The organism is Paragemmobacter straminiformis (assembly GCF_014243445.1).
Taxonomy (GTDB): domain Bacteria; phylum Pseudomonadota; class Alphaproteobacteria; order Rhodobacterales; family Rhodobacteraceae; genus Paragemmobacter; species Paragemmobacter straminiformis.
Window position 1 is genome coordinate 74,232 of record NZ_JACLQD010000001.1, and the last position, 18,410, is coordinate 92,641.

An 18,410-nucleotide genomic window follows, 5' to 3' on the forward strand; every position below is an offset into this window, starting at 1 on the left:
TGATCACGGCCAAGGCTGGAAATAGCGCCCCGGCCAGCGCATAATATCCACCAGAGCAGGCATGCCCTTTGCACATATAGATCGCCAAGATCAAAACGGGGCCGAATGAAACGGACAACCGAAGCCAGCCTACAAGGGGCCGAACAGGCCCCGCGCAGCCAGTACGGCGCGATCTGCTGGCGCATGCACCGTGGCCATGTCGAAGTGCTGCTGATCACCTCGCGCGATACGGGGCGCTGGGTCATTCCCAAGGGCTGGCCCATCGACGGCCTCGCCCCCGCCGCCTCTGCCGCGCGCGAGGCGTGGGAGGAAGCGGGCGTCCACGGCGAACCCGACCCCGAGGCGCTTGGCCTTTACACCTATGACAAGGTGCTCAACCCCGACGCCTCGCTGCCCTGCGCGGTCGTCGTCTTTCCGCTGCGGGTAGAGGAACTGGCCGCCAAGTTCCCCGAACGCAAAGAGCGTCGCCGCAAATGGTTCGCCGCCGCCAAGGCCGCCAAGAAGGTCGCCGAACCGGAATTGCGCAACCTGTTCAAGACCCTTGCCGAAGACCCTTCCCTCCTCTCGGGCGCGGCGGTTGCCCCGGCTTGATTTTCCGCCCATGATGCCTAGCTGTCATCGGTCCCTCTCATCGCAAGCAGCCGCACCGGAATGATCCGCTTCTCGCTCAAATGCCCCTCCGACCACGGCTTCGAAAGCTGGTTCCAGTCGGGCGCGGCCTTTGAAACGCTGCGCGCGGCGGGCCATGTCGCCTGCCCCGTCTGCGGCAGCACCGGCGTCGAAAAATCGCTGATGGCCCCCAGCGTGCGCCCCGCCCGCAACGCGGCGGGCAAGCCCGACCTCTCGACCCCCGAAACCGATGCGGAAAAGGCGCTGGCCGAACTGCGCCGCAAGGTTGAAGAGACGTCGGAATATGTCGGCCTCGATTTCGTGACCGAGGCCCGCCGCATGCACGAAGGCGCGGTCCCCGAACGCGCGATCTACGGCGAAGCCCGCCTCGACGAGGCGAAGAAACTCGTGGAAGACGGCGTCCCCGTCGCACCGCTGCCCTTCATGCCGCAGCGCCGCACCAACTGATCCGGTCACATTCCGTTAACCACTTTCCCCGACTTCGGTGCCTTTCCGTCGCAAACCCGCCCGAATCCCGGGCCACCTTTCCGGCAGGGGCATGTTGCCCCCCTGTGTAAGTGGTGCCCCGTCCTTGTCCGGGGAATGTGTGTGTGTGGAGCCTGCCCGAAATGACCGTTGTCCCCCCTCCTTCCGTCTCGCTGCTCGACCTTGCCGAGCGGATCTTCCATGAAACCGAACTCGCCTGTTTCGTCGCGGGCAGTTGCATCGACACCGTGTCGGGCGAAATCGCGGTCGAAGAGATCACCGCAGGCACGCTCGTGCTTACCGCCGATCACGGCCCGCAGCCCGTGCGGCGGGTTCTGTCGAAAACGGTGTCCGGCCGGGGCGCGCTTGCGCCCGTCTGCTTCGACGCCGGAGTGCTGGGCAATCATCGCCCGCTTCTCGTCTCGCCCAACCACCGCATGATGGTCTGGGGCTGGCGGGCCGAAATCCTGACGGGCGAGCCCGAAGTGCTGGTGCCGGCCGATCTTCTTGCCCAAGGCAGCGACCGCATCCGGTCAAGGCCGATGGACAGCGTGACCTATTACCACCTGCTCTTCGACCGGCACGAAATCATCTTTTCACAGGGCGCGCCGAGCGAAAGCTACCAGCCCTTCGGTCAGGACGCCGAAGAGCGCGCGCCCGCCGTGATGGCCGAACTGCGCGCGCTTTTCCCCGAACTCGTTCCCGAACTGCTGCGCGCGGCCCCTGCCCGTCCCTGCATGGCACCGCACGAGGCCGCCTTGCTGCGGCTTTAGATCTGCTTTTCGGGCATCTGCACCCGCAGGCCGTCCAACGCATCGGAAACCTTGAGCTGGCAGGTCAGACGCGACCGGGCCGGATCGGGGTTCCATGCAAAGTCGAGCATGTCCTCCTCCATGCTGTCCTTCTTGGGCAGCCGGTCCACCCATGCGGGGTCGACATAGACATGGCAGGTCGAACAGGCGCAGGCGCCGCCGCAATCGGCCTCGATCCCCGGCACGCCATTGTCGCGCGCGCCTTCCATCACGGTCAGCCCGTTGGCCACGTCGATGACGTGTTCCTTGCCGCCGAATTCCACATAGGTGATCTTGGCCATCGTCCACATTCCCTGAAAAGATACGTCCTTTGCCCACGACATAGGCGAATTGCAGGGCTTTTGCCATAGGTCGGCAAGAACTGTCGCGACATCGTGGCCTTGCACGGCTGCGCTTCGCGCGGCTGGGGTGTCAGGGCGGCAGGCGGCAACGTCATCCGCTTCCGGCGGATGAAAGTCTCACGCTCCTAACGGGCAACTTGCCGCCCCCCCCTGCATGGCTTCCCCCTGCATGGCCGCCCATACCCCTCCCGCATACCCCTCCCGCATACCCCTCCCGCATACCCCCTTGCCTCCGTTCGCAAATGTTCTACATTTGTTCACCATGCAACCTGTCGCCCCCCGCTTCCGCAGCGTCACCGAAATCTGGCAAACGCCCGCGCGGCCGCCGAACACATGGCCGCGCCCGCCCTCGGCGCTCGTGGCCGAACGGCTCGACGAACCGCCCGCGGGCGCCCGGGTCTGCGTGGCGGGCCTCGTCCTCGTCCGCCAGCGCCCCGGCACCGCCAAGGGCGTGATCTTCCTCACGCTCGAGGATGAGACCGGCACCTGCAACGTCGTCGTCTGGGCCAAGCTCTACGAACGCCACCGCCGCGCCGTGATCGCGGGGCGCATGCTGCGCGTCACCGGCCGCCTGCAACGCGAGGCGGGGGTGGTCCACATCGTCGCCGAACAGATCGAGGATATCTCGCATATGCTCGACACCCTCCTGCGCCCGGATTTCCGCCATGACGGCACAAGGGCGGGCGACCAGCCCTGACCCTTTGCGCAAGCCCCGCCTTGCCGCTATGCTGCGCCAAAGGTCCGGACAACGGGCAGCACAGGCAGGGGCATCCATGACATTCCACCACAGGACCGGCGCGGCGCTGCTTGCTGCCCTTGCGCTTTCCGCCTGCCTGCAACGCCCGCCCGTCCCCGAAACCCCGAAACAGGCCGATCTCTCCGCCGAAATCGTCACCACCCGCGACGACACGGCCCCCACCGGCCCCGATGGCGCCTGCTGGGCCACCGACTCAAGCCCCGCCGTGATCGAGACCGTCACCGAACAGGTGCAGGTCACCCCCGAAGAACGCGCCGAGGATGGCAGCATCACAGCCCCCGCCTCTTACCGCACCAAGACCCATACCCGCATGCTGCGCGACCGTCAGGTCATCTGGTTCCGCGCGCCCTGCCCGATCGACATGACCCCCGATTTCATCGCCACCCTGCAACGCGCGCTCAAGGCACGCGGCTACTACCTTGCCCCCCTGACCGGCACGCTCGACGCCGCGACCGTCGATGCGATCCGCCGCTTCCAGACCGAACGCGGCCTTGCCAGCCGCCAGCTCTCGCTGGCCGCCGCGCGCGAACTGGGCATCGTCCCGACCGAGCTGGACGCGCTGTGATCTGGGCCACCCGCGCCCGCGCCCGCATCGCCGACCTCTGGGCCAACCAGACCGACGGCGCGCATGATCTGGGCCACCTCGACCGCGTCTGGCGCGCCTGCCGCCTGATCGCGATGGACGAAGCCGCCGACCTCGACATCCTCGCCGCCGCCGCCTATTTCCACGACGCGGTCAACCTGCCCAAGGATGCGCCCGACCGCGCCACCGCCTCGCGCCAAAGCGCCGATCTGGCCGTGGCCGAACTGGCTGCAATGGGCTTTCCGCCCGCGAAACTCGCGGCCCTGCACCACGCCATCCTTGCCCACAGCTTTTCGGCCAACATCCCCCCCGAAACGCCCGAGGCGAAAATCCTGCAAGACGCCGACCGCCTCGAAGCCCTTGGCGCCATCGGCATCGCCCGCATGTTCCTGATCTCGGGGCAAATGGGCGGCGGCCTGTTCGACGCCGCGGACCCGATGGCCCTGAACCGCCCGCTCGACGACCGCCGCTACGCGCTCGACCATATCGCGGTCAAGCTGACCCGCATCGCCGAAACCATGCAGACCGCGACAGGCCGCGCCATCGCTGCCGAGCGTCTGGAATGGATGGAAAGCTTCCGCACGCGGCTGTTGTCCGAAATCGGCTGACAGCGGTTCCCGACACAAGACCCTGAACCGGCGCGAATGCCGCCCCGCTCTGGCGTAAGCAAAAAAGGCGGGGCCCAAGCAAAAAAGGCGGGGCGCAAGCAAAAAGGGCGGCAGGTTCCCCCGCCGCCCCCTTGCCTGCAAGGCTTGCGCCTTACTTGATCTCGTCCACCGACAGCGCCACGAAGCGCGGGTCACCGCCACGGCGCACCAGCAGCAGCAACGACTTGCGCCCCGCGTCCTTGGCTTCCTTCAGCCGGTCCTGCAAGTCCTGCAGACGCACCACCTTTTGCTGGCCCGCCTCGGTGATCACGTCGCCTTGCCGCAACCCCTTGCCAAAGGCTTCCGACTCTTCGCTCACCTTGGTCACGACCAGCCCTTCGGTGCCGACCGGCAGGCCCAGTTGCTGGGCCGCATCCGCCGTCACCGGCTCGAGCGTCAGGCCAAGCAGTTCGACCGATTGCGGCTCGGCAGGCTTTTCGGCCACCGCAGGCACCGCCTCGTCGGCCTCGGCCTCTTCGCGGCGGCCCAGCGTGACCGACAGCGTCTCGGTCTTGCCCTCGCGCAAAATGATCACCGGCACCGCCGAACCGACAGGGCTGTCCGCCACTTGCCGCGTCAGGTCGCGCACCGTGCCGATCTCCTTGCCGTCAAAGGTGGTGATCACGTCGCCCGCCTGCAATCCGGCCTCTTTCGCCGGGCCTTCCGGAACGTCGGTGACCAATGCGCCTTTCGACGCCGCAAGCCCCATCGCCTCGGCCACATCCGGCGTCACGTCCTGGATGCGCACACCCAGCCAGCCGCGCCGCGTCTCGCCGAATTGCTTGAGCTGCGCCACGACCTTGTCGACCACGTTCGACGCCATCGAGAAGCCGATCCCGATCGACCCGCCATTGGGCGACAGGATCGCCGTATTCACCCCGATCACCTGCCCGTCCATGTTGAACAACGGCCCGCCCGAGTTGCCGCGGTTGATCGCGGCATCGGTCTGGATGTAATCGTCATAGGTGCCCTGCAACTCGCGGCCACGGGCCGAGACGATCCCGGCAGAAACCGAGAAGCCCTGCCCCAGCGGGTTGCCCATCGCCACGACCCAGTCACCCACGCGCATCAGGTCCGAATTGCCGAACTGCACGAAAGGCAGGGGCTTTTCCGACTTCACCTTCAAAAGCGCGATATCGGTCTTGGGGTCGGTCCCGACCAGCTCGGCCTTGAGCTTCTCGCCCGAGAAGAACTCGATCGAAATGTCGTCGGCCCCCTCGATCACGTGGTTGTTGGTGACGATATAGCCGTCCTCGCTGATCACGAAGCCCGAACCAAGCGCCTCGGACCGGCGCGGTTCGGCAGGGGCGCCGTCGCCGCCCTGCCCGTTGCGATCCTGAAAATCCTTGAAGAACTCTTCAAAGGGTGACCCTTCGGGCACCATCGGCCCGCCCTCGGTCGAGGCGGCGACCACCGAGGTCGTGGTGATGTTCACCACGCTGGGGCTGATCTGTTCGGCCAGATCGGCAAAACTTTCCGGCGCCCCGCGGGCGGCGGCGACATCGGCCTGACCAAGGCCGAGCGACAGGCCAAGCGTCGCAGCCATTGCCAACCGCGACAGGCCACGGGCAGGGTTTGCCCTCTTGATATGGGATTGGACCAGAGACTGCACTCCGAACTCCTTTTCGTTTCCAGTGACCGCAAGGCAACAAACACCCTGCGGCCGAGCACAGTGCGGATCATCGCCCAACGCGGGCCGAACGCAATGCAAACCCGGTCGCGCCGCGTCAAAGCCATGTGATGCCAAGGCACCGATTGTTACAATCCGCCCGCCAGCCACAGCAATCCGACACCCGAGGCCAGCACCGCCAGCCCGATGGCCCGCCTCTGGTCACGGCTCAGCGCCGCAAGGGTGGCAAGCAAACGCTCCATGCGCAAAGGGGCCAGCGCCATGGCCAGCCCCTCGATCACCAGCACAGCCCCAAGGCCATGCAGCAGCGCCGTCATTGCCCCTCGGCAGGCGCGGGTTTCGCCGCATCCGCCCCCACGTCCGACCGCAGATAGTTGAAGAACTCGCTGTCCGGGTTCATCACGATCGAGGTGTTGTTCGACTGCAAGGCCCGCTCGTAGCTCGTCAACGAACGGGTAAAGGCGAAGAACTCGGGGTCCTGCCCGAATGCCTCGGCATAGATTCGGTTGCGTTCGGCATCGGCCTCGCCGCGCACCACTTCCGCCTGCCGCCGCGCGTCCGAGGTCAGCTCGACCACCGTCCGGTCGGCACTCGCCCGCACCCGCTGCGCCGCTTCGCCACCGCGCGCGATCTCGTCCGCCGCCTCGCGCTCGCGCTCGGCCCGCATACGGGCAAAGGTCGCCTCGAGGTTCTGCTCGGGCAGGTCCGTCCGCGTCAGCCGCACGTCGACCACGTCGATGCCCAGCGATGCCCCCTCGCGCCGCGCGATATCGCGGATCTGGTTCATCAGCGACGACCGGTCCTCGGACAGCACGCGGTTGCTTTCCACCGCGCCCAGCACCTGCGGGATGGCATCGTTCAGAATGCCCTCAAGCCGCGTCATGGCCTGCCCCACGCCATTGGCGCCCACCGCCTCGCGGAAACGGACCGGATCGACGACCCGCCAGCGCGCAAAGGCATCGACCACAAGGCGGCGGTCATCGCTCATCGTCACTTCGATGGGCCGCGTCGGCAAGGACAGGATACGGTCGTCATAGCGCACCACGTCCTGAATCAGCGGCAGCTTGAAACCGACACCCGGTTCGTCGCGCACCTGCTTCACCTGTCCGAACTGCAACACCAGCACCTTTTCACGCTCGTCCACGATGAACACCGACGAAAGGCCCAGCGCCGCCACAATCGCGATTCCGGGAAGAATGAATGCAGCTTTCATCAGTTGCTCCCCACGCTGTTGACCGCCGCCGCAGGCGCACCCGCCGGACGGTTCAGCTCGTTCAGCGGCAGGAAGGGCACCACGCCCCCGCCCCCGCCTTCGCCCGATCCGACGCCGTCGAGGATCACCTTGTTCATCCCGCCAAGCACCTTTTCCATCGTTTCCAGATACATCCGCTTGCGCGTCACCTCCGGTGCCTTCACATATTCGGCATAGACCGACAGGAAGCGGCTCGCCTCGCCCTGGGCGTTGTTCACCACCTCGGCGCGGTAGGCTTCCGAGTTTTCAAGCAACCGCGCCGCCTCGCCGCGCGCGCCCGCCGTCACCTTGTTGGCATAGGCATCGGCCTCTTTCTCGAGCCGGTCGCGTTCCTGCTGCGCGGCCTGCACCGCGCGGAAGGCATCGATCACCTCGCTCGGCGGGGCCGCCTGCTGCAGGTTGACCCGCACCACGTTGATCCCGGCATTGTAGCTGTCGAGCGTCTTTTGCACATTCGCCCGCAAATCCGACGCAATCGCCCCGCGATCCCGGTTCAGAATGGGCGACAGCTCGGACCGCGCGATGATATCGCGCATGGCCGATTCCGACACCGCGCGGATCGTGTCCTCGGGGTCGGCAAGGTTGAACAGGTATTTCGACGGGTCGGAAATGTTCCAGACCACCTGAAACCCGATATCCACGATGTTCTGGTCACGCGTCAGCATCAGCCCCGCAGCGGTCGGGTCGGTGCTGGACCGCCCCACTTCCGTCTGCCGCTCGCCCGTGACCTGCACGATTTCCGCCGTCACGAAAGGCCAGGGCGCAAAGTTCAGCCCCGATTCCCCGATGGTGGAAAACTCGCCAAGGAACAGCTCGACCGACCGTTCTTCCGGCTTCACCGTGTAGAACGACATAAAGGACCACAGCGCCAGAACACCCAAAGCGCCCAGCGCGACCCCCTGCCGCGACAGGACCGGCCCGCCGCCCGAAGGCCCGCGCCCGCCGCCACCGCCGTTAAAGCCGCCACGGCCACGCCCGCCCATCAGAACGCGAAGCTGCTCCTGCCCCTTCTTCATCAGGTCTTCGATTTCGGGAATCTGCGGCCCGCCCTCGGGTCTGCGGCCGCCGTTTCTCCGGTCATCGCCACGCCCGCCATTCCGGTCATCATCGCCCGGGCCGCCACCGCCGCCCCAGGGACCTCCGCTACCTGCCATCTACCTTACCCTTTTGCCTGTCGTCGGGTCTAAACTGTGTATCACCCGCCGAATTTCAAGAAGCCAACCGCAATACGTCGGGCCTCAGCCCCGCCGAACGGGCTTCCTCATCGTCACCAGTTCTTCCGCCATCGTCGGATGCACGGCGAGCGTGCGGTCGAAATCCTCTTTCGTCGCCCCCATCCCGATGGGAATAGCGGCAAGCTGGATCAACTCGCCCGCCTCGGGCGCCACGATATGGCAGCCCAGAACCCTGCGCGTCTCGGCGCTGACGACCAGCTTCATCATCACCCGGTCCTGCCGGCCCGCGAACAGCGATTTCATCGGACGGAACGAGGTGGCGTAAACCTCGATCGGCCCCGCCGCCCGCGCCGCCTCCTCGGTCAACCCGACCGAGCCAAGCTCGGGCTGCGTGAACACCGCCGAAGGGATCAGCCCGTGGTCGAACCGCGTGGGCCGCGCGCCAAAGACCGTATCGGCAAAGGCATGCCCCTCGCGGATCGCGACGGGGGTCAGGTTGACGCGGTTGGTCACATCGCCCACGGCAAAGATCGACGGAACGGCGGTCTGCGACCACGCGTCCACCACGATCTCGCCCTGCCGCCCGAAGGCAACGCCCAATTCCTCAAGACCCAAGCCGCGCGCATTCGGCACCCGCCCCGTGGCGTAAAGCACCAGATCGAACTCCTGCGCGGTTCCGTCGGTGGCCACGGCGACAATCCCGCCCGCGCTTTTCTCCAGCCGGATCACATCGGTTCCGCAGTGAACGCCGATACCGCGCGCCAGCATGGCATTGGCCACATGCCCGCGCGCCTCGTCGTCGAAACCGCGCAGGATCTGCGCGCCGCGATAATACTGGCTGACATTCACCCCCAGCCCGTGCAGGATGCAGGCGAATTCGCTGGCAATATAGCCGCCGCCCACCACAAGGGCCCGCTTGGGCAATTCGTCCAGATGGAAGATCTCGTTCGAGGTGATCGCCAGCTCGCGCCCCGGAATATCGGGCACGAAAGGCCATCCCCCCGTGGCGATCAGGATGTGCTTTGCCGAAAAGCGCGTGCCGTCGGCCAGCTCCACGCAATGCGGGTCCACCACCCGCGCGCGGGCATCATGCACCGTCACACCCGCGTTTTTCAGCGTGTTGCGATAGGCCCCTTCCAGCCGGTCCAACTCGCGCTCGAGTGCGGCACGGAACAGCGGCCAGTCGAAGCGCCCGCCCTGCACATCCCATCCATAGGCCCGCGCATCCTCGATCGCCTCCGGAAACCCCGAGGCAAAGACCATCAGCTTTTTGGGCACGCACCCTCGGATGACACAGGTGCCGCCCATGCGGCTTTCCTCGGCCAGCCCGACCTTTGCCCCCCAGTCGCCCGCAGCGACCCGCGCCGCCCGAACCCCGCCCGAGCCGCCGCCGATGACGAAAAGATCGTAATCGAAGCTCATTCCATATCCGCGAAAATGTTGTCGCTGGGTTTGAACTCGACGAAATCGTCGCGCTCCGATCCTTGGTTGATGTCGCGCACCGTCACCCGCCCGTCGCCATGGCCGATCACCACGATGTCGCAGATGTCGATGAAAAGGCCATTCTCGACCACGCCCGGAATCTGGTTCAGCACCAGCGCCAATTGCCGCGGATTGCCGATCCGCTTCAGATGCAGGTCGATGATGTAATTGCTCTCGTCCGTGATCAGCGGCTTCGCCCCGTTCATCCGCAGGCTGCAATCGCGGTTCATCACGTCGAGGCTGACCAGCGTCTCCTCGATCAGCGCCTTGGTGGTCTGCCAGCCAAAGGGGATCACCTCCACCGGAAGCGGGAATGCGCCCAGCTGCGCCACTTCCTTGGCCGCATCGGCAATCACGATCATCTGGTCCGATGCGGTGGCGACGATCTTCTCCTGCAACAGGGCCGCCCCGCCCCCTTTTATCAGCGCAAGATTGGGGTCGAACTCGTCCGCCCCGTCGATGGTCAGGTCAAGCCACTTGGCCTCGTCCAGCGTGGTGATCGGAACCCCCACCTGCCGCGCCAGCTCCGCCGTGCGGCTCGACGTCGGCACGCCCACCACCTTCAAACCCTCCTCGCGGATGCGCTCGGCCAGGCACCGCACCATCCAGGCCGCCGTCGATCCGGTGCCGAGACCGACCTTCATTCCGGTCTCGATGAACTCGGTCGCACGCTTGGCGGCAACGAATTTGGCCTTGTCGATGGGCGAGAGATCGGCGGGCATGGCGGCTCCTCGGATGGTCACGGCCCACTTATAGGCAAAGCCCCGTCAGGGTGTAAGCAGGAATTGCCGCGCCAAAGCGGCGCAATCCCCGCTTTCCGCCCGACCCGCCCCGCCGAACCCGCCCCGCCCCCGAAGATCGCCACCGCGCAGCGCCAACCTCAGGCCCCGCACCCGCGCCCCCCTCCGCGCCCCCGTCCCACCCCGATTTTTCTGCGAAAAATCCCGCCCCCCTCCCACCGCCGCCCGGAAACAAGCCCCGCAAGCCAAATCCCCCCGTTCAGCCTTGCCCAAATACTCACCACGCAACGCCCCAAACCGCGCGCCACCAGCCACCCGCCCCCTTGCCCCGACACACCGCAAGCCAAATCCCCCCGTTCAGCCTTGCCCAAATACTCACCACGCAACGCCACACCCCGTCACGCCGCCAGCCATCTTGCCAGCCACCCCGTCACCCCCCCCCCGAATTTTCGCAGAAAATTCGTCTGGCGCAGACCGGGCCCGAGGCGTCATCCCGCCGACAGCGCCGCCCGAAGGGCCTGGACCTCTTCCACCGTCAAGCGCCCGTCCCCGTCGAGGTCGAAAGCCATGTAGCGTTCCGCCCCCTGCCCTGCCCGCAGGGTCGCTGCGGCCTCGGCCACGGCGCGCATCTCGGCCCCGCTCACCACCCCGTCGGCATCGCCGTCAGCGGCGGCGAATCCCGCAAGCAGCCGCGCCCGCGCATCGGCCCCTTGCACCGCCGCCCGCGCCTCGGCCTCGGCCCGGGCCACGGCCCCGTCATTGTCCAGATCGCTTTGCACAAAGGGCGCCAGCGCCCGCGCCCGCCGCTCGGCGCGGTCGATGGCATCGGCCTGTTCGGCCTCTTCGCGCCGCAGGGCCCCGCCCTTCCCGTAGCCGAAGATCAGCGCCATCGCACCCGCGGCGAAACGGTCCGGATCGGCCCGCAGCCGCTTCAGCTGCGCCTCGGGCAGGCCGGCCAGAACCCGCGCCACCCCATCCTCTTGCGCCACGGCCTGAAACGGCAAGACCGCCAGAACCGACACCCAGAGCCATCGCCGCATCGTCACCTCCGTGAAAACCCTGCCGCGATCCTGCCGCATGATTGGTTAACACCCCGTGAATCGCCCCCCGCGACCCGCTTTGGCAAAATTCGCATCAACCATGTCGCTTTTCGCCCTTGCCGGACCCCGCCATATGCCCACTTTGTCGCAGGCAGGCGCGGATGGTCACGCGCGGGGGGTCTTGCGATGTTCCTTTCGGTTTTCGACATGTTCAAGGTGGGCGTCGGCCCCTCATCGAGCCATACGATGGGGCCGATGGTGGCCGGCGCGCGGTTCCTCGAGCTGCTCCGCGCCTCGCCGTTCCACCCGCGCGGCCTGCGCGCCTCGCTGCACGGCTCGCTCGCCTTCACCGGCGTGGGCCACGCGACCGACCGCGCCACGATCCTCGGCCTTGCGGGGTTCGAACCCGCCACCTATGACGCCGAAAAGGCCGAAGCCACCCTCGCCGCGATCAAGGCGACCGGATCCATCACCCCCCCCGGCCTGCCCGAACTGCATTTCGACCCCTCGGCCGACCTTCTGTTCGACTACGGCCCCGCCCTGCCGGGCCATGCCAACGGCATGATCCTCAAGGCGACCGACGCGCAGGGCGACGTGATCCTCGAGGAAACCTACTACTCCATCGGCGGCGGTTTCGTGCTGACCGCGGGCGAGATGGCCGAGGCCGGCGGCTCGAAGGCCAAGGCCCGCGCCGATGTCCCCTACCCGTTCGACTCCGCCGACGAGATGATGGCGATGGCCAAGGCCTCGGGCCTTTCCATCGCGCAGATGAAACGCGCGAACGAGCTGAAATTCCGCAGCGCCTCCGATCTCGACCGCGGGATGGAGCGCATCTGGCAGGTGATGAACGACTGCATCACCCGCGGGATGGCGGGAACGGGCATCCTTCCCGGCGGCCTGAAAGTGCGCCGCCGCGCCAAGGGCATCCATGACGCCCTGATCGCCGAACGCGGGCTGAACATGACCGCCCCGCATACGATCAACGACTGGATGTCGCTTTACGCGATGGCCGTGAACGAAGAGAACGCCGCCGGCGGCCAGGTCGTCACCGCCCCCACCAACGGTGCTGCGGGCGTGGTTCCGGCGGTCATCCGCTACTGGCTCGACCATGTGCCGGGCGCCTCGGCCTCGCGCGTGGGGGAATTCCTGCTCACGGCCTCGGCCATCGGCGGGCTGGTCAAGCACAATGCCTCGATCTCGGGCGCGGAATGCGGCTGTCAGGCCGAGGTCGGATCGGCCGCCGCCATGGCTGCGGCGGGCCTTGCGGCGGTGCTGGGCGGCACGGTGGAACAGGTGGAAAACGCCGCCGAAATCGCGCTGGAACACCACCTCGGCATGACCTGCGATCCGGTCAAGGGGCTGGTGCAGGTGCCCTGCATCGAACGCAATGGCCTTGGCGCGATCAAGGCGGTCTCGGCCGCCTCGCTTGCCCTGCGCGGCGACGGCATCCACCTCGTCAGCCTCGATGTCTGCATCGAGACGATGCGGCAGACCGGCCGCGACATGCACGAGAAGTACAAGGAAACCTCGCTCGGCGGCCTTGCGGTCAACGTGCCCAACTGCTGATCCGGCAGGACCGGGGCGCTGCCCCGGACCCCGGAGTATTTGGGCAAGGATGAAGCCGGGGCGGCAGGGCTAGTCGTCCGCGAACAGCACACCCGTCTCGGCCACCGCCGCGTGCAGCGCGAACTCGCCCGCCATATGGCTGTGCAGCGCGGCAAGCAGATCGGGCGCCACCTCGGGCAAAGCCGCGCGCGGCACGGGCGAGACGTTCTTTTGCGGCAGATGCAACCGCTGTCCGACGCGATCGGCAAGGAAATCCATCATCAGATCCAGCCTGTCATAGTCGAACAACACATCCACTCCTGCCCGCGCGCCGGTCCAGCCGACAAAGCGGTCCTGCGCGCCGACGCGGGCGAAATCGGGCACGGGGTCGGAGAGCACCGCGCGCAGGAAATCCTCGAAACCCATGCCTTGGGTGCTGCGCGCCTCGCCCGCGGGGTTGCGCTGGCGGTAGCGGTACCAGCTGTCCAGACGCGCCAGGGGCGCGCGGACCACGGCAAAGACCTCGACCGGGCCGCCGACACGTTCTTCCACCAGCTTGCGCCATTTGCGGTCAAAGGGCGCAATCCCCGCATGGCGCGCGTTCGGGTCGTTCTGCCATTCCCCCGACAACGCGCGCGGGCGCAGCATGGCCCGCACCGATTGCGTGGCCGTCTTGGGATTGGCAAGAAACACCAGCCGCGACGCTTCAAGCACCAGCAAAAGAACGGCCCCCACTCGTTGTTCCACACCTCGCCCAGCAAGGGCACCGCAAGGTTAGGCCAAGGCGCGGCGGTTGAAAAGCCGCGATCCGCGCGGCGATGGCGGCAAAGCCCCGCATCCCTGTCGCTTTCGGAATGGACGCATGCCGCCCCGCCCGCTAGGGCGACAGTATGACATCCGCACCCGCCCCGACCCGCCCCGCCGCCCGCGCCTCTGCCAGCGCCCCGGCCAGCACCACGGCCAGCACCACCGACCGCATCCTTCCCGGTGTGGCGCTGATGCTTTCCTTCTGCGTTCTGGCACCGCTCCTCGACGTCTCGTCGAAACTCGCGGCCGAGGCGGGGATGCCCGTGGGCCAGATCACCACCGCCCGCTTCATCGTGCAGGGCGCGCTGATGCTTCCGGTGCTTCTGGTCATGCGCCTGCCCTGGCGCATCCCGTCGCGCGTGGCGGGGCTTGTCCTGCTGCGCGCCTTCTTCCTGATGCTGTCGACCTTCTCCTTCGTCTCGGGGATCGCGGTGATGCCGCTGGCCGATGCGCTGGCCATCGCCTTCGTCGAACCCTTCGTGCTGCTCATCCTCGGCTACCTGATCTTCGGCGACGAGGTCGGCCCCCGCCGCATCATGGCCAGCATCGTGGGCTTTGCGGGCGCGCTTCTGGTCATCCAGCCCTCGCTTGCCGCCTTCGGCCTCGTGGCGCTCTGGCCGCTCGGCACGGCCTTTGCCTTTGCCTTCTACATGCTGGTCACCCGCGCCATGTCGACCATGATCCACCCCGTCGCCATGCAGCTGCACACCTCGGTTGCAGGGATGGCGCTCTGCCTGCCGGTGATGGTGTTCTTCGACGGGTCGGGGATCGCGCCGCTCGATCCGGTCATGCCTGCGGGCATCAACTGGCTCTGGCTCTTCGGCGTGGGCTTCTGGGCGGCGGTGTCGCATATGTGCATGACCTACGCGCTGAAATTCGCGCCCTCGGCGACCCTTGCCCCGCTGCACTACACCGAGATCATCGCCTCGGTCATCCTCGGCTACCTGATCTTCTCCGATTTCCCCAACGCGCTGACATGGGCGGGGATCGCGGTCATCACCTCGTCGGGTCTCTATATCATCCACCGCGAGCGCAGCACCGCCGCCCTCAAGCAGCGCGAGGCGTCCATTCCGGTCGAAGTGCCGTAAGCGCCGCGCCAAGCCGTCCGCGCGGCAGGATCACCAGCATCCCCGCCCCGTCCATCTCGAGCCGCACGCGGGACGAGACCACGCGGTTCGAGGTGCCGATCATCCCGTCGGGCGCAAAGCCGATGCCGTCGATGGGCCATTCCAGCCCCGCGCTGCGCCCCGTCACCTCGCGCATCGGAAACAGCGACAGCCGGTCGCCCACCCGCAACCGCAGATCAAGCCGCGCGGGCGCGTGGAACACCACGTCACGCGGCCCGATCAGCAGGCAGACCCGCTCGGCCTGCCGCACCATCCCGTTCAGCACCGCAAGCCCGTGGTCGATCCGCGCCCCCGCAAAGCCCAGCGCCAGCACGAAGGGCGCATCGACCGACCGCAGCGCCTTGTCGAAATCCGTCGTCGCCTGTTCGGCGATCACATGCTGCCGCCCGGCCGGAATGACGCCCCGCGCATGGGCCGAGATCGAATCGAAATCCCCGACCACCGCCTCGGGCATCAGACCTGCCGCCAGCACCCGGTCCGCGCCGCCATCGGCCGCAACGATCCGCGGCGCGATGCGCAGCGCCAGCGCCAGTTCCGCCTTGGAAACCGGCCCCCCGCCCACCAGCGTGATCCCATCTCGGGATTGGACAATAGGCCGATTCATGGTGATACTGTCTCTCGAATAAGGCAGGTGGGCTGGGCTTGGGCCATAATCAATCCTTCAAATCACCCCAGTCTGTCCATGAAAAGGATCGGCCGGTCAGGTGATGTGAAGCGGCGAAGTTGGTGGAAGGCAAGCATCCGATGATCGGTGCGAGTAAGATCCTCACGGTCTCCTACGGGACCTTCTCTTGTACGTTGGAAGGGTTTGACGACCCTTTCAACACGATGCGTGCCATTGCCGAGTATTTCCGCGACCTTGCCGCAGAAGACCGCTATTTCGGCGCCGAACCGCCCACGCCCGATGCCGCAATGCTGCACCGCATCGCCGAACGCGAGGTGCAGCGCCGCGTCGATGCCAAGGTGCAGGAAAACGGCATCGTGCTGCGCGCCACCGGTGACAGCACCGCCGCACCCGCCGAACGGCCCGCCGTCGCCCCCGCCGTCGCAGAAGCCCCCGCTGTGGTCGCCGCCGCAGCGCCCGCTATGGTCGCTGCCGCAGCCCCCGCTATGGTCGCTGCCGCTCCGGCCCCGTCGGTCGCCGCCGTCGCTTCCCCCGCCGCACAACCCGCCGCCGACGCCGCGCCCGCTTCCGCAGCACCCGAATCCATCGCGGAACGCCTGCTGCGCCTGCGCTCCGAAGTCGCCGCGCAACAGGAAAGCCCCGCCGTTCCCGTGCCCGGCCCTGCCAGCCGCGAAACCGTCGTCCTTCCCGACTATGTCGAGGATGCGATCGACACGGCCGGCACCGCCGCCGCCGCACAGGCCGCCTTCATGGCCGATGCCGATGCCGAACCCCGGCCCGTCACCGCCGACACGGTCGACGCGCCCCCCCCCGCGCATCCGGCCGCCGCCGAAGCACCCGCCGCAGATACCCCCGTCGCCGCTGAGGCCGAGGCCGAAGCCGACCAGTCCCCCGTCGCCGCTGAGGCCGGGGCCGAAGCCGACCAGCCCCTCGTCGCCGCCATCCTCGCCAGCCTCGACCCGCTGCCCGAAGACCGCGCCGCCGAAACTGCCGACCTGCCCGAAGACGCCGCCGAAGACGACCTTCCCGAATCCGGCGACCTGCCCGAATCCCTCGTCGCGGCCCTTGCCGGACAATCGGGGCACATGCTCGACTTTGCCGAGGATCTCGACGCCGAGGCCCCCGCCCCGTCCACCTTCGCCGAAGCGGAAGCCGAAACCGAAACCGCAAGCGCCGCCAAAGTCACCTCCGACGACGAAGACGACCTCGACGACATCTTCGCCGAAGCCGACCTTGCCGACGAGGCCGACGAACCCTCCCTCGCCGCCCTGCAACCGGATTTCGAGGACGACACCCCCGCACCGGCCCTGACCGCCGCCAAAGCCGAAGCGCCGCTCGAACTGCGCCCCGGTGCCGCCGACAAGCTGCAACGCGCCCGTGCGCGCGTCATCCGCATCCGCCGCTCGGATATCTCCGATGCCGCGCCCGCCGACACCGCGCCCGCCGCCGCCCCGCTTTCGCCCGAGGCCGAGCTTGATCTCGAACGCGAACTCGCCGGTCTCGACGCGCAAGACACTCCCGCACAGGACACCGCCGCACAGGACACCGCCGCACAGGACACCTCCGCACTGGGCGCCCGCGCTTCGGCCAACCCCTTCGGCGACGACCCGTCAGCCGAGGATGCGGTCAGCCGCCTCATGGCGCAGGCCGATACCGAAATGGAAGGCGAAGAGACCAAGCGCCGCCGTTCTGCCATCGCGCATCTGAAAGCGGCGGTCGCCCAGACCGTCGCCGAACGCCGCGCGGGCGAAACCAAGCCCAGCCCCGAACCCTCGCGGATCGCGCGCTATCGCAACGATCTGGCAATGGTCGTCCGCTCCGCCCTTCCGGGTGGCACGCCCACCCCGCCGAAACCGGCAGGAGAGCGCCCCGCCCCCCTCGTCCTCGTCTCGGAACAACGCATCGACCGGCCCCGCCCGCCGGGCGGGCCGATCCCTGCCGCCGCCACGACATCGGCCCCCGCCATCGCCCAGCCCGTCCGCCCGCGCCGCGTCAGCAGCTCGGGCTCTGGCCTTGCCATGCAGGCGCAGGCCTATGACGCGGGCGACATCGACGATCTGGACCTCGACCTCGACCTCGAAGATGCCCTCGCCGACGACATCGCCGCCGAAGGCCAGCCCGAAGGACTCGTCGACCCGCAGGGCGCAAAGCACGCGTTCCGCGACTTTGCCGAAAGCCTCGGCGCGACTTCGATGCGCGACATGATGGAGGCCGCCGCCGCCTACCTGACCTGCGTGCTGAACCGCCCGCACTTCACCCGCCCGCAACTGATGCGGCAGATGTCCGACATGATTCCGCAGATCGAGACTCTGCGCGAAGATGCCCTGCGCGTCTTCGGCACGCTTCTGCGCGACGGCCACCTCGTCAAGGTCCGTCGCGGCCAGTTCACGCTGACCGAAGCATCGCCCTTCCATGCAAGGGCCAAAGACCTTTCGTGACACAGGCGCGGGGCTGCCACCCGCATCCTGACGGAAAAGGCGGACGGGTCACCCCGTCCGCCTTTTCTCATTTCCGCGTCCCGTTCTCCGGCGCGTCGGGGTCGGCCTGACCTATCCCCTTGAACACGAATTTGAACGGCAGCGCCCAGACCACGCCCAAAGCGACATAGACCAGCAATTCCACCCAGATCGACGGACGCTCGAACAGGCTCACCGCCTTGACCGCCACCACGATGTAGAGCGGCAAACCCACCAGCAGGATCAGCAGCGAAAGCCGCCGCCGCGTCTTGTAACCCAATGCCATTCCGCTTTCC

The 18,410-nt window shown here is 67.4% G+C and carries 20 protein-coding genes; 9 read left to right on the forward strand and 11 right to left on the reverse strand.

The window, feature by feature from the left end; all coding sequences use genetic code 11:
- Nucleotides 1–105 precede the first annotated feature (105 nt).
- From H7F16_RS00345 to H7F16_RS00355, 3 genes are all read left to right on the forward strand, one after another.
- Nucleotides 106–591, forward strand: coding sequence for an NUDIX hydrolase (locus H7F16_RS00345; protein ID WP_185795572.1), 486 nt, complete (start codon nt 106–108; stop codon nt 589–591).
- Nucleotides 592–651: 60 nt separating this feature from the next.
- Entirely contained in the window at nt 652–1,077 is a 426-nt protein-coding gene (locus H7F16_RS00350; protein ID WP_185795573.1) for a DUF1178 family protein, read from the forward strand.
- A gap of 161 nt (nt 1,078–1,238) precedes the next feature.
- The gene (locus tag H7F16_RS00355) at nt 1,239–1,868 is read left to right on the forward strand and encodes a Hint domain-containing protein (RefSeq protein WP_185795574.1); all 630 of its coding nucleotides are present in this window, start codon (nt 1,239–1,241) and stop codon (nt 1,866–1,868) included.
- On the opposite strand, the gene H7F16_RS00360 is transcribed toward H7F16_RS00355, so the two are convergent.
- On the reverse strand, nt 1,865–2,188 hold the full coding sequence (locus H7F16_RS00360) for a 2Fe-2S iron-sulfur cluster-binding protein (protein WP_185795575.1): 324 nt from the start codon (nt 2,186–2,188) through the stop codon (nt 1,865–1,867). The two genes, H7F16_RS00355 and H7F16_RS00360, sit on opposite strands and share 4 nt — an antisense overlap.
- A 322-nt stretch (nt 2,189–2,510) precedes the next feature.
- Between H7F16_RS00360 and H7F16_RS00365 the strand changes: the two genes are divergently transcribed.
- The 3 genes from H7F16_RS00365 to H7F16_RS00375 all read left to right on the forward strand — a co-directional run bounded on the left by H7F16_RS00365 (nt 2,511) and on the right by H7F16_RS00375 (nt 4,196).
- On the forward strand, nt 2,511–2,945 hold the full coding sequence (locus tag H7F16_RS00365; protein ID WP_185795576.1) for an OB-fold nucleic acid binding domain-containing protein: 435 nt from the start codon (nt 2,511–2,513) through the stop codon (nt 2,943–2,945).
- Between the two features lie 76 nt (nt 2,946–3,021).
- Nucleotides 3,022–3,570 (forward strand): peptidoglycan-binding domain-containing protein, encoded by a 549-nt coding sequence (locus H7F16_RS00370; protein ID WP_185795577.1) that lies wholly within the window; start codon nt 3,022–3,024, stop codon nt 3,568–3,570.
- The gene (locus H7F16_RS00375; protein ID WP_206682557.1) at nt 3,567–4,196 is read left to right on the forward strand and encodes an HD domain-containing protein; all 630 of its coding nucleotides are present in this window, start codon (nt 3,567–3,569) and stop codon (nt 4,194–4,196) included. The genes H7F16_RS00370 and H7F16_RS00375 overlap by 4 nt, the downstream gene beginning before the upstream one ends.
- Before the next feature lie 151 nt (nt 4,197–4,347).
- On the opposite strand, the gene H7F16_RS00380 is transcribed toward H7F16_RS00375, so the two are convergent.
- The 7 genes from H7F16_RS00380 to H7F16_RS00410 all read right to left on the reverse strand — a co-directional run bounded on the left by H7F16_RS00380 (nt 4,348) and on the right by H7F16_RS00410 (nt 11,554).
- Nucleotides 4,348–5,781, reverse strand: coding sequence for a DegQ family serine endoprotease (locus tag H7F16_RS00380; RefSeq protein WP_185796585.1), 1,434 nt, complete (start codon nt 5,779–5,781; stop codon nt 4,348–4,350).
- Nucleotides 5,782–5,993: 212 nt separating this feature from the next.
- The gene (locus H7F16_RS00385; RefSeq protein ID WP_185795578.1) at nt 5,994–6,182 is read right to left on the reverse strand and encodes a DUF2065 domain-containing protein; all 189 of its coding nucleotides are present in this window, start codon (nt 6,180–6,182) and stop codon (nt 5,994–5,996) included.
- Nucleotides 6,179–7,081 carry an SPFH domain-containing protein gene (gene hflC, locus H7F16_RS00390; RefSeq protein WP_185796586.1) on the reverse strand — a complete coding sequence of 301 codons (903 nt, stop codon included), beginning with the start codon at nt 7,079–7,081 and terminating at the stop codon, nt 6,179–6,181. Before hflC ends, H7F16_RS00385 begins: the two co-directional genes overlap by 4 nt.
- A complete protein-coding gene (hflK, locus tag H7F16_RS00395; RefSeq protein ID WP_185795579.1) occupies nt 7,078–8,271 on the reverse strand; it encodes an FtsH protease activity modulator HflK in 1,194 nt (397 codons plus the stop codon). Before hflK ends, hflC begins: the two co-directional genes overlap by 4 nt.
- 84 nt (nt 8,272–8,355) lie before the next feature.
- Nucleotides 8,356–9,714, reverse strand: coding sequence for a glutathione-disulfide reductase (gene gor, locus H7F16_RS00400; RefSeq protein ID WP_185795580.1), 1,359 nt, complete (start codon nt 9,712–9,714; stop codon nt 8,356–8,358).
- Nucleotides 9,711–10,496: a ribose-5-phosphate isomerase RpiA gene (rpiA, locus tag H7F16_RS00405; RefSeq protein WP_185795581.1), complete on the reverse strand. Its 786-nt coding sequence runs from the start codon at nt 10,494–10,496 to the stop codon at nt 9,711–9,713. The genes gor and rpiA overlap by 4 nt, the downstream gene beginning before the upstream one ends.
- A gap of 506 nt (nt 10,497–11,002) precedes the next feature.
- A complete protein-coding gene (locus H7F16_RS00410) occupies nt 11,003–11,554 on the reverse strand; it encodes a hypothetical protein (RefSeq protein ID WP_185795582.1) in 552 nt (183 codons plus the stop codon).
- 186 nt (nt 11,555–11,740) lie between these two features.
- Here H7F16_RS00410 and H7F16_RS00415 point away from each other — a divergent pair, with 186 nt between their 5' ends.
- Nucleotides 11,741–13,120 carry an L-serine ammonia-lyase gene (locus tag H7F16_RS00415; protein ID WP_185795583.1) on the forward strand — a complete coding sequence of 460 codons (1,380 nt, stop codon included), beginning with the start codon at nt 11,741–11,743 and terminating at the stop codon, nt 13,118–13,120.
- A gap of 69 nt (nt 13,121–13,189) precedes the next feature.
- Here the strand turns inward: H7F16_RS00415 and H7F16_RS00420 are convergent, their stop codons facing one another.
- Nucleotides 13,190–13,846: a sulfotransferase family protein gene (locus H7F16_RS00420; RefSeq protein ID WP_185795584.1), complete on the reverse strand. Its 657-nt coding sequence runs from the start codon at nt 13,844–13,846 to the stop codon at nt 13,190–13,192.
- Between the two features lie 143 nt (nt 13,847–13,989).
- Here H7F16_RS00420 and H7F16_RS00425 point away from each other — a divergent pair, with 143 nt between their 5' ends.
- Nucleotides 13,990–14,994 carry a DMT family transporter gene (locus H7F16_RS00425; RefSeq protein ID WP_338401930.1) on the forward strand — a complete coding sequence of 335 codons (1,005 nt, stop codon included), beginning with the start codon at nt 13,990–13,992 and terminating at the stop codon, nt 14,992–14,994.
- Here the strand turns inward: H7F16_RS00425 and H7F16_RS00430 are convergent.
- Nucleotides 14,954–15,637: a thiamine diphosphokinase gene (locus H7F16_RS00430; RefSeq protein ID WP_185795585.1), complete on the reverse strand. Its 684-nt coding sequence runs from the start codon at nt 15,635–15,637 to the stop codon at nt 14,954–14,956. The two genes, H7F16_RS00425 and H7F16_RS00430, sit on opposite strands and share 41 nt — an antisense overlap.
- 140 nt (nt 15,638–15,777) lie before the next feature.
- Here H7F16_RS00430 and H7F16_RS00435 point away from each other — a divergent pair, with 140 nt between their 5' ends.
- The gene (locus H7F16_RS00435) at nt 15,778–18,096 is read left to right on the forward strand and encodes a hypothetical protein (RefSeq protein WP_185795586.1); all 2,319 of its coding nucleotides are present in this window, start codon (nt 15,778–15,780) and stop codon (nt 18,094–18,096) included.
- A 67-nt stretch (nt 18,097–18,163) separates the two neighbouring features.
- On the opposite strand, the gene H7F16_RS00440 is transcribed toward H7F16_RS00435, so the two are convergent.
- Nucleotides 18,164–18,400, reverse strand: coding sequence for a DUF2842 domain-containing protein (locus H7F16_RS00440; RefSeq protein WP_185795587.1), 237 nt, complete (start codon nt 18,398–18,400; stop codon nt 18,164–18,166).
- Between the last annotated feature and the right edge of the window lie 10 nt (nt 18,401–18,410).

Bases quoted from the DNA above. Each gene is read 5' to 3' on its own strand.
- H7F16_RS00345 (WP_185795572.1), top strand. From the start codon at position 106: ATGAAACGGACAACCGAAGCCAGCCTACAAGGGGCCGAACAGGCCCCG.
- H7F16_RS00350 (WP_185795573.1), top strand. From the start codon at position 652: ATGATCCGCTTCTCGCTCAAATGCCCCTCCGACCACGGCTTCGAAAGC.
- H7F16_RS00355 (WP_185795574.1), top strand. From the start codon at position 1,239: ATGACCGTTGTCCCCCCTCCTTCCGTCTCGCTGCTCGACCTTGCCGAG.
- H7F16_RS00360 (WP_185795575.1), bottom strand. From the start codon at position 2,188: ATGGCCAAGATCACCTATGTGGAATTCGGCGGCAAGGAACACGTCATC.
- H7F16_RS00365 (WP_185795576.1), top strand. From the start codon at position 2,511: ATGCAACCTGTCGCCCCCCGCTTCCGCAGCGTCACCGAAATCTGGCAA.
- H7F16_RS00370 (WP_185795577.1), top strand. From the start codon at position 3,022: ATGACATTCCACCACAGGACCGGCGCGGCGCTGCTTGCTGCCCTTGCG.
- H7F16_RS00380 (WP_185796585.1), bottom strand. From the start codon at position 5,781: ATGGCTGCGACGCTTGGCCTGTCGCTCGGCCTTGGTCAGGCCGATGTC.
- H7F16_RS00385 (WP_185795578.1), bottom strand. From the start codon at position 6,182: ATGACGGCGCTGCTGCATGGCCTTGGGGCTGTGCTGGTGATCGAGGGG.
- hflK (WP_185795579.1), bottom strand. From the start codon at position 8,271: ATGGCAGGTAGCGGAGGTCCCTGGGGCGGCGGTGGCGGCCCGGGCGAT.
- gor (WP_185795580.1), bottom strand. From the start codon at position 9,714: ATGAGCTTCGATTACGATCTTTTCGTCATCGGCGGCGGCTCGGGCGGG.
- rpiA (WP_185795581.1), bottom strand. From the start codon at position 10,496: ATGCCCGCCGATCTCTCGCCCATCGACAAGGCCAAATTCGTTGCCGCC.
- H7F16_RS00410 (WP_185795582.1), bottom strand. From the start codon at position 11,554: ATGCGGCGATGGCTCTGGGTGTCGGTTCTGGCGGTCTTGCCGTTTCAG.
- H7F16_RS00415 (WP_185795583.1), top strand. From the start codon at position 11,741: ATGTTCCTTTCGGTTTTCGACATGTTCAAGGTGGGCGTCGGCCCCTCA.
- H7F16_RS00425 (WP_338401930.1), top strand. From the start codon at position 13,990: ATGACATCCGCACCCGCCCCGACCCGCCCCGCCGCCCGCGCCTCTGCC.
- H7F16_RS00430 (WP_185795585.1), bottom strand. From the start codon at position 15,637: ATGAATCGGCCTATTGTCCAATCCCGAGATGGGATCACGCTGGTGGGC.
- H7F16_RS00435 (WP_185795586.1), top strand. From the start codon at position 15,778: ATGATCGGTGCGAGTAAGATCCTCACGGTCTCCTACGGGACCTTCTCT.
- H7F16_RS00440 (WP_185795587.1), bottom strand. From the start codon at position 18,400: ATGGCATTGGGTTACAAGACGCGGCGGCGGCTTTCGCTGCTGATCCTG.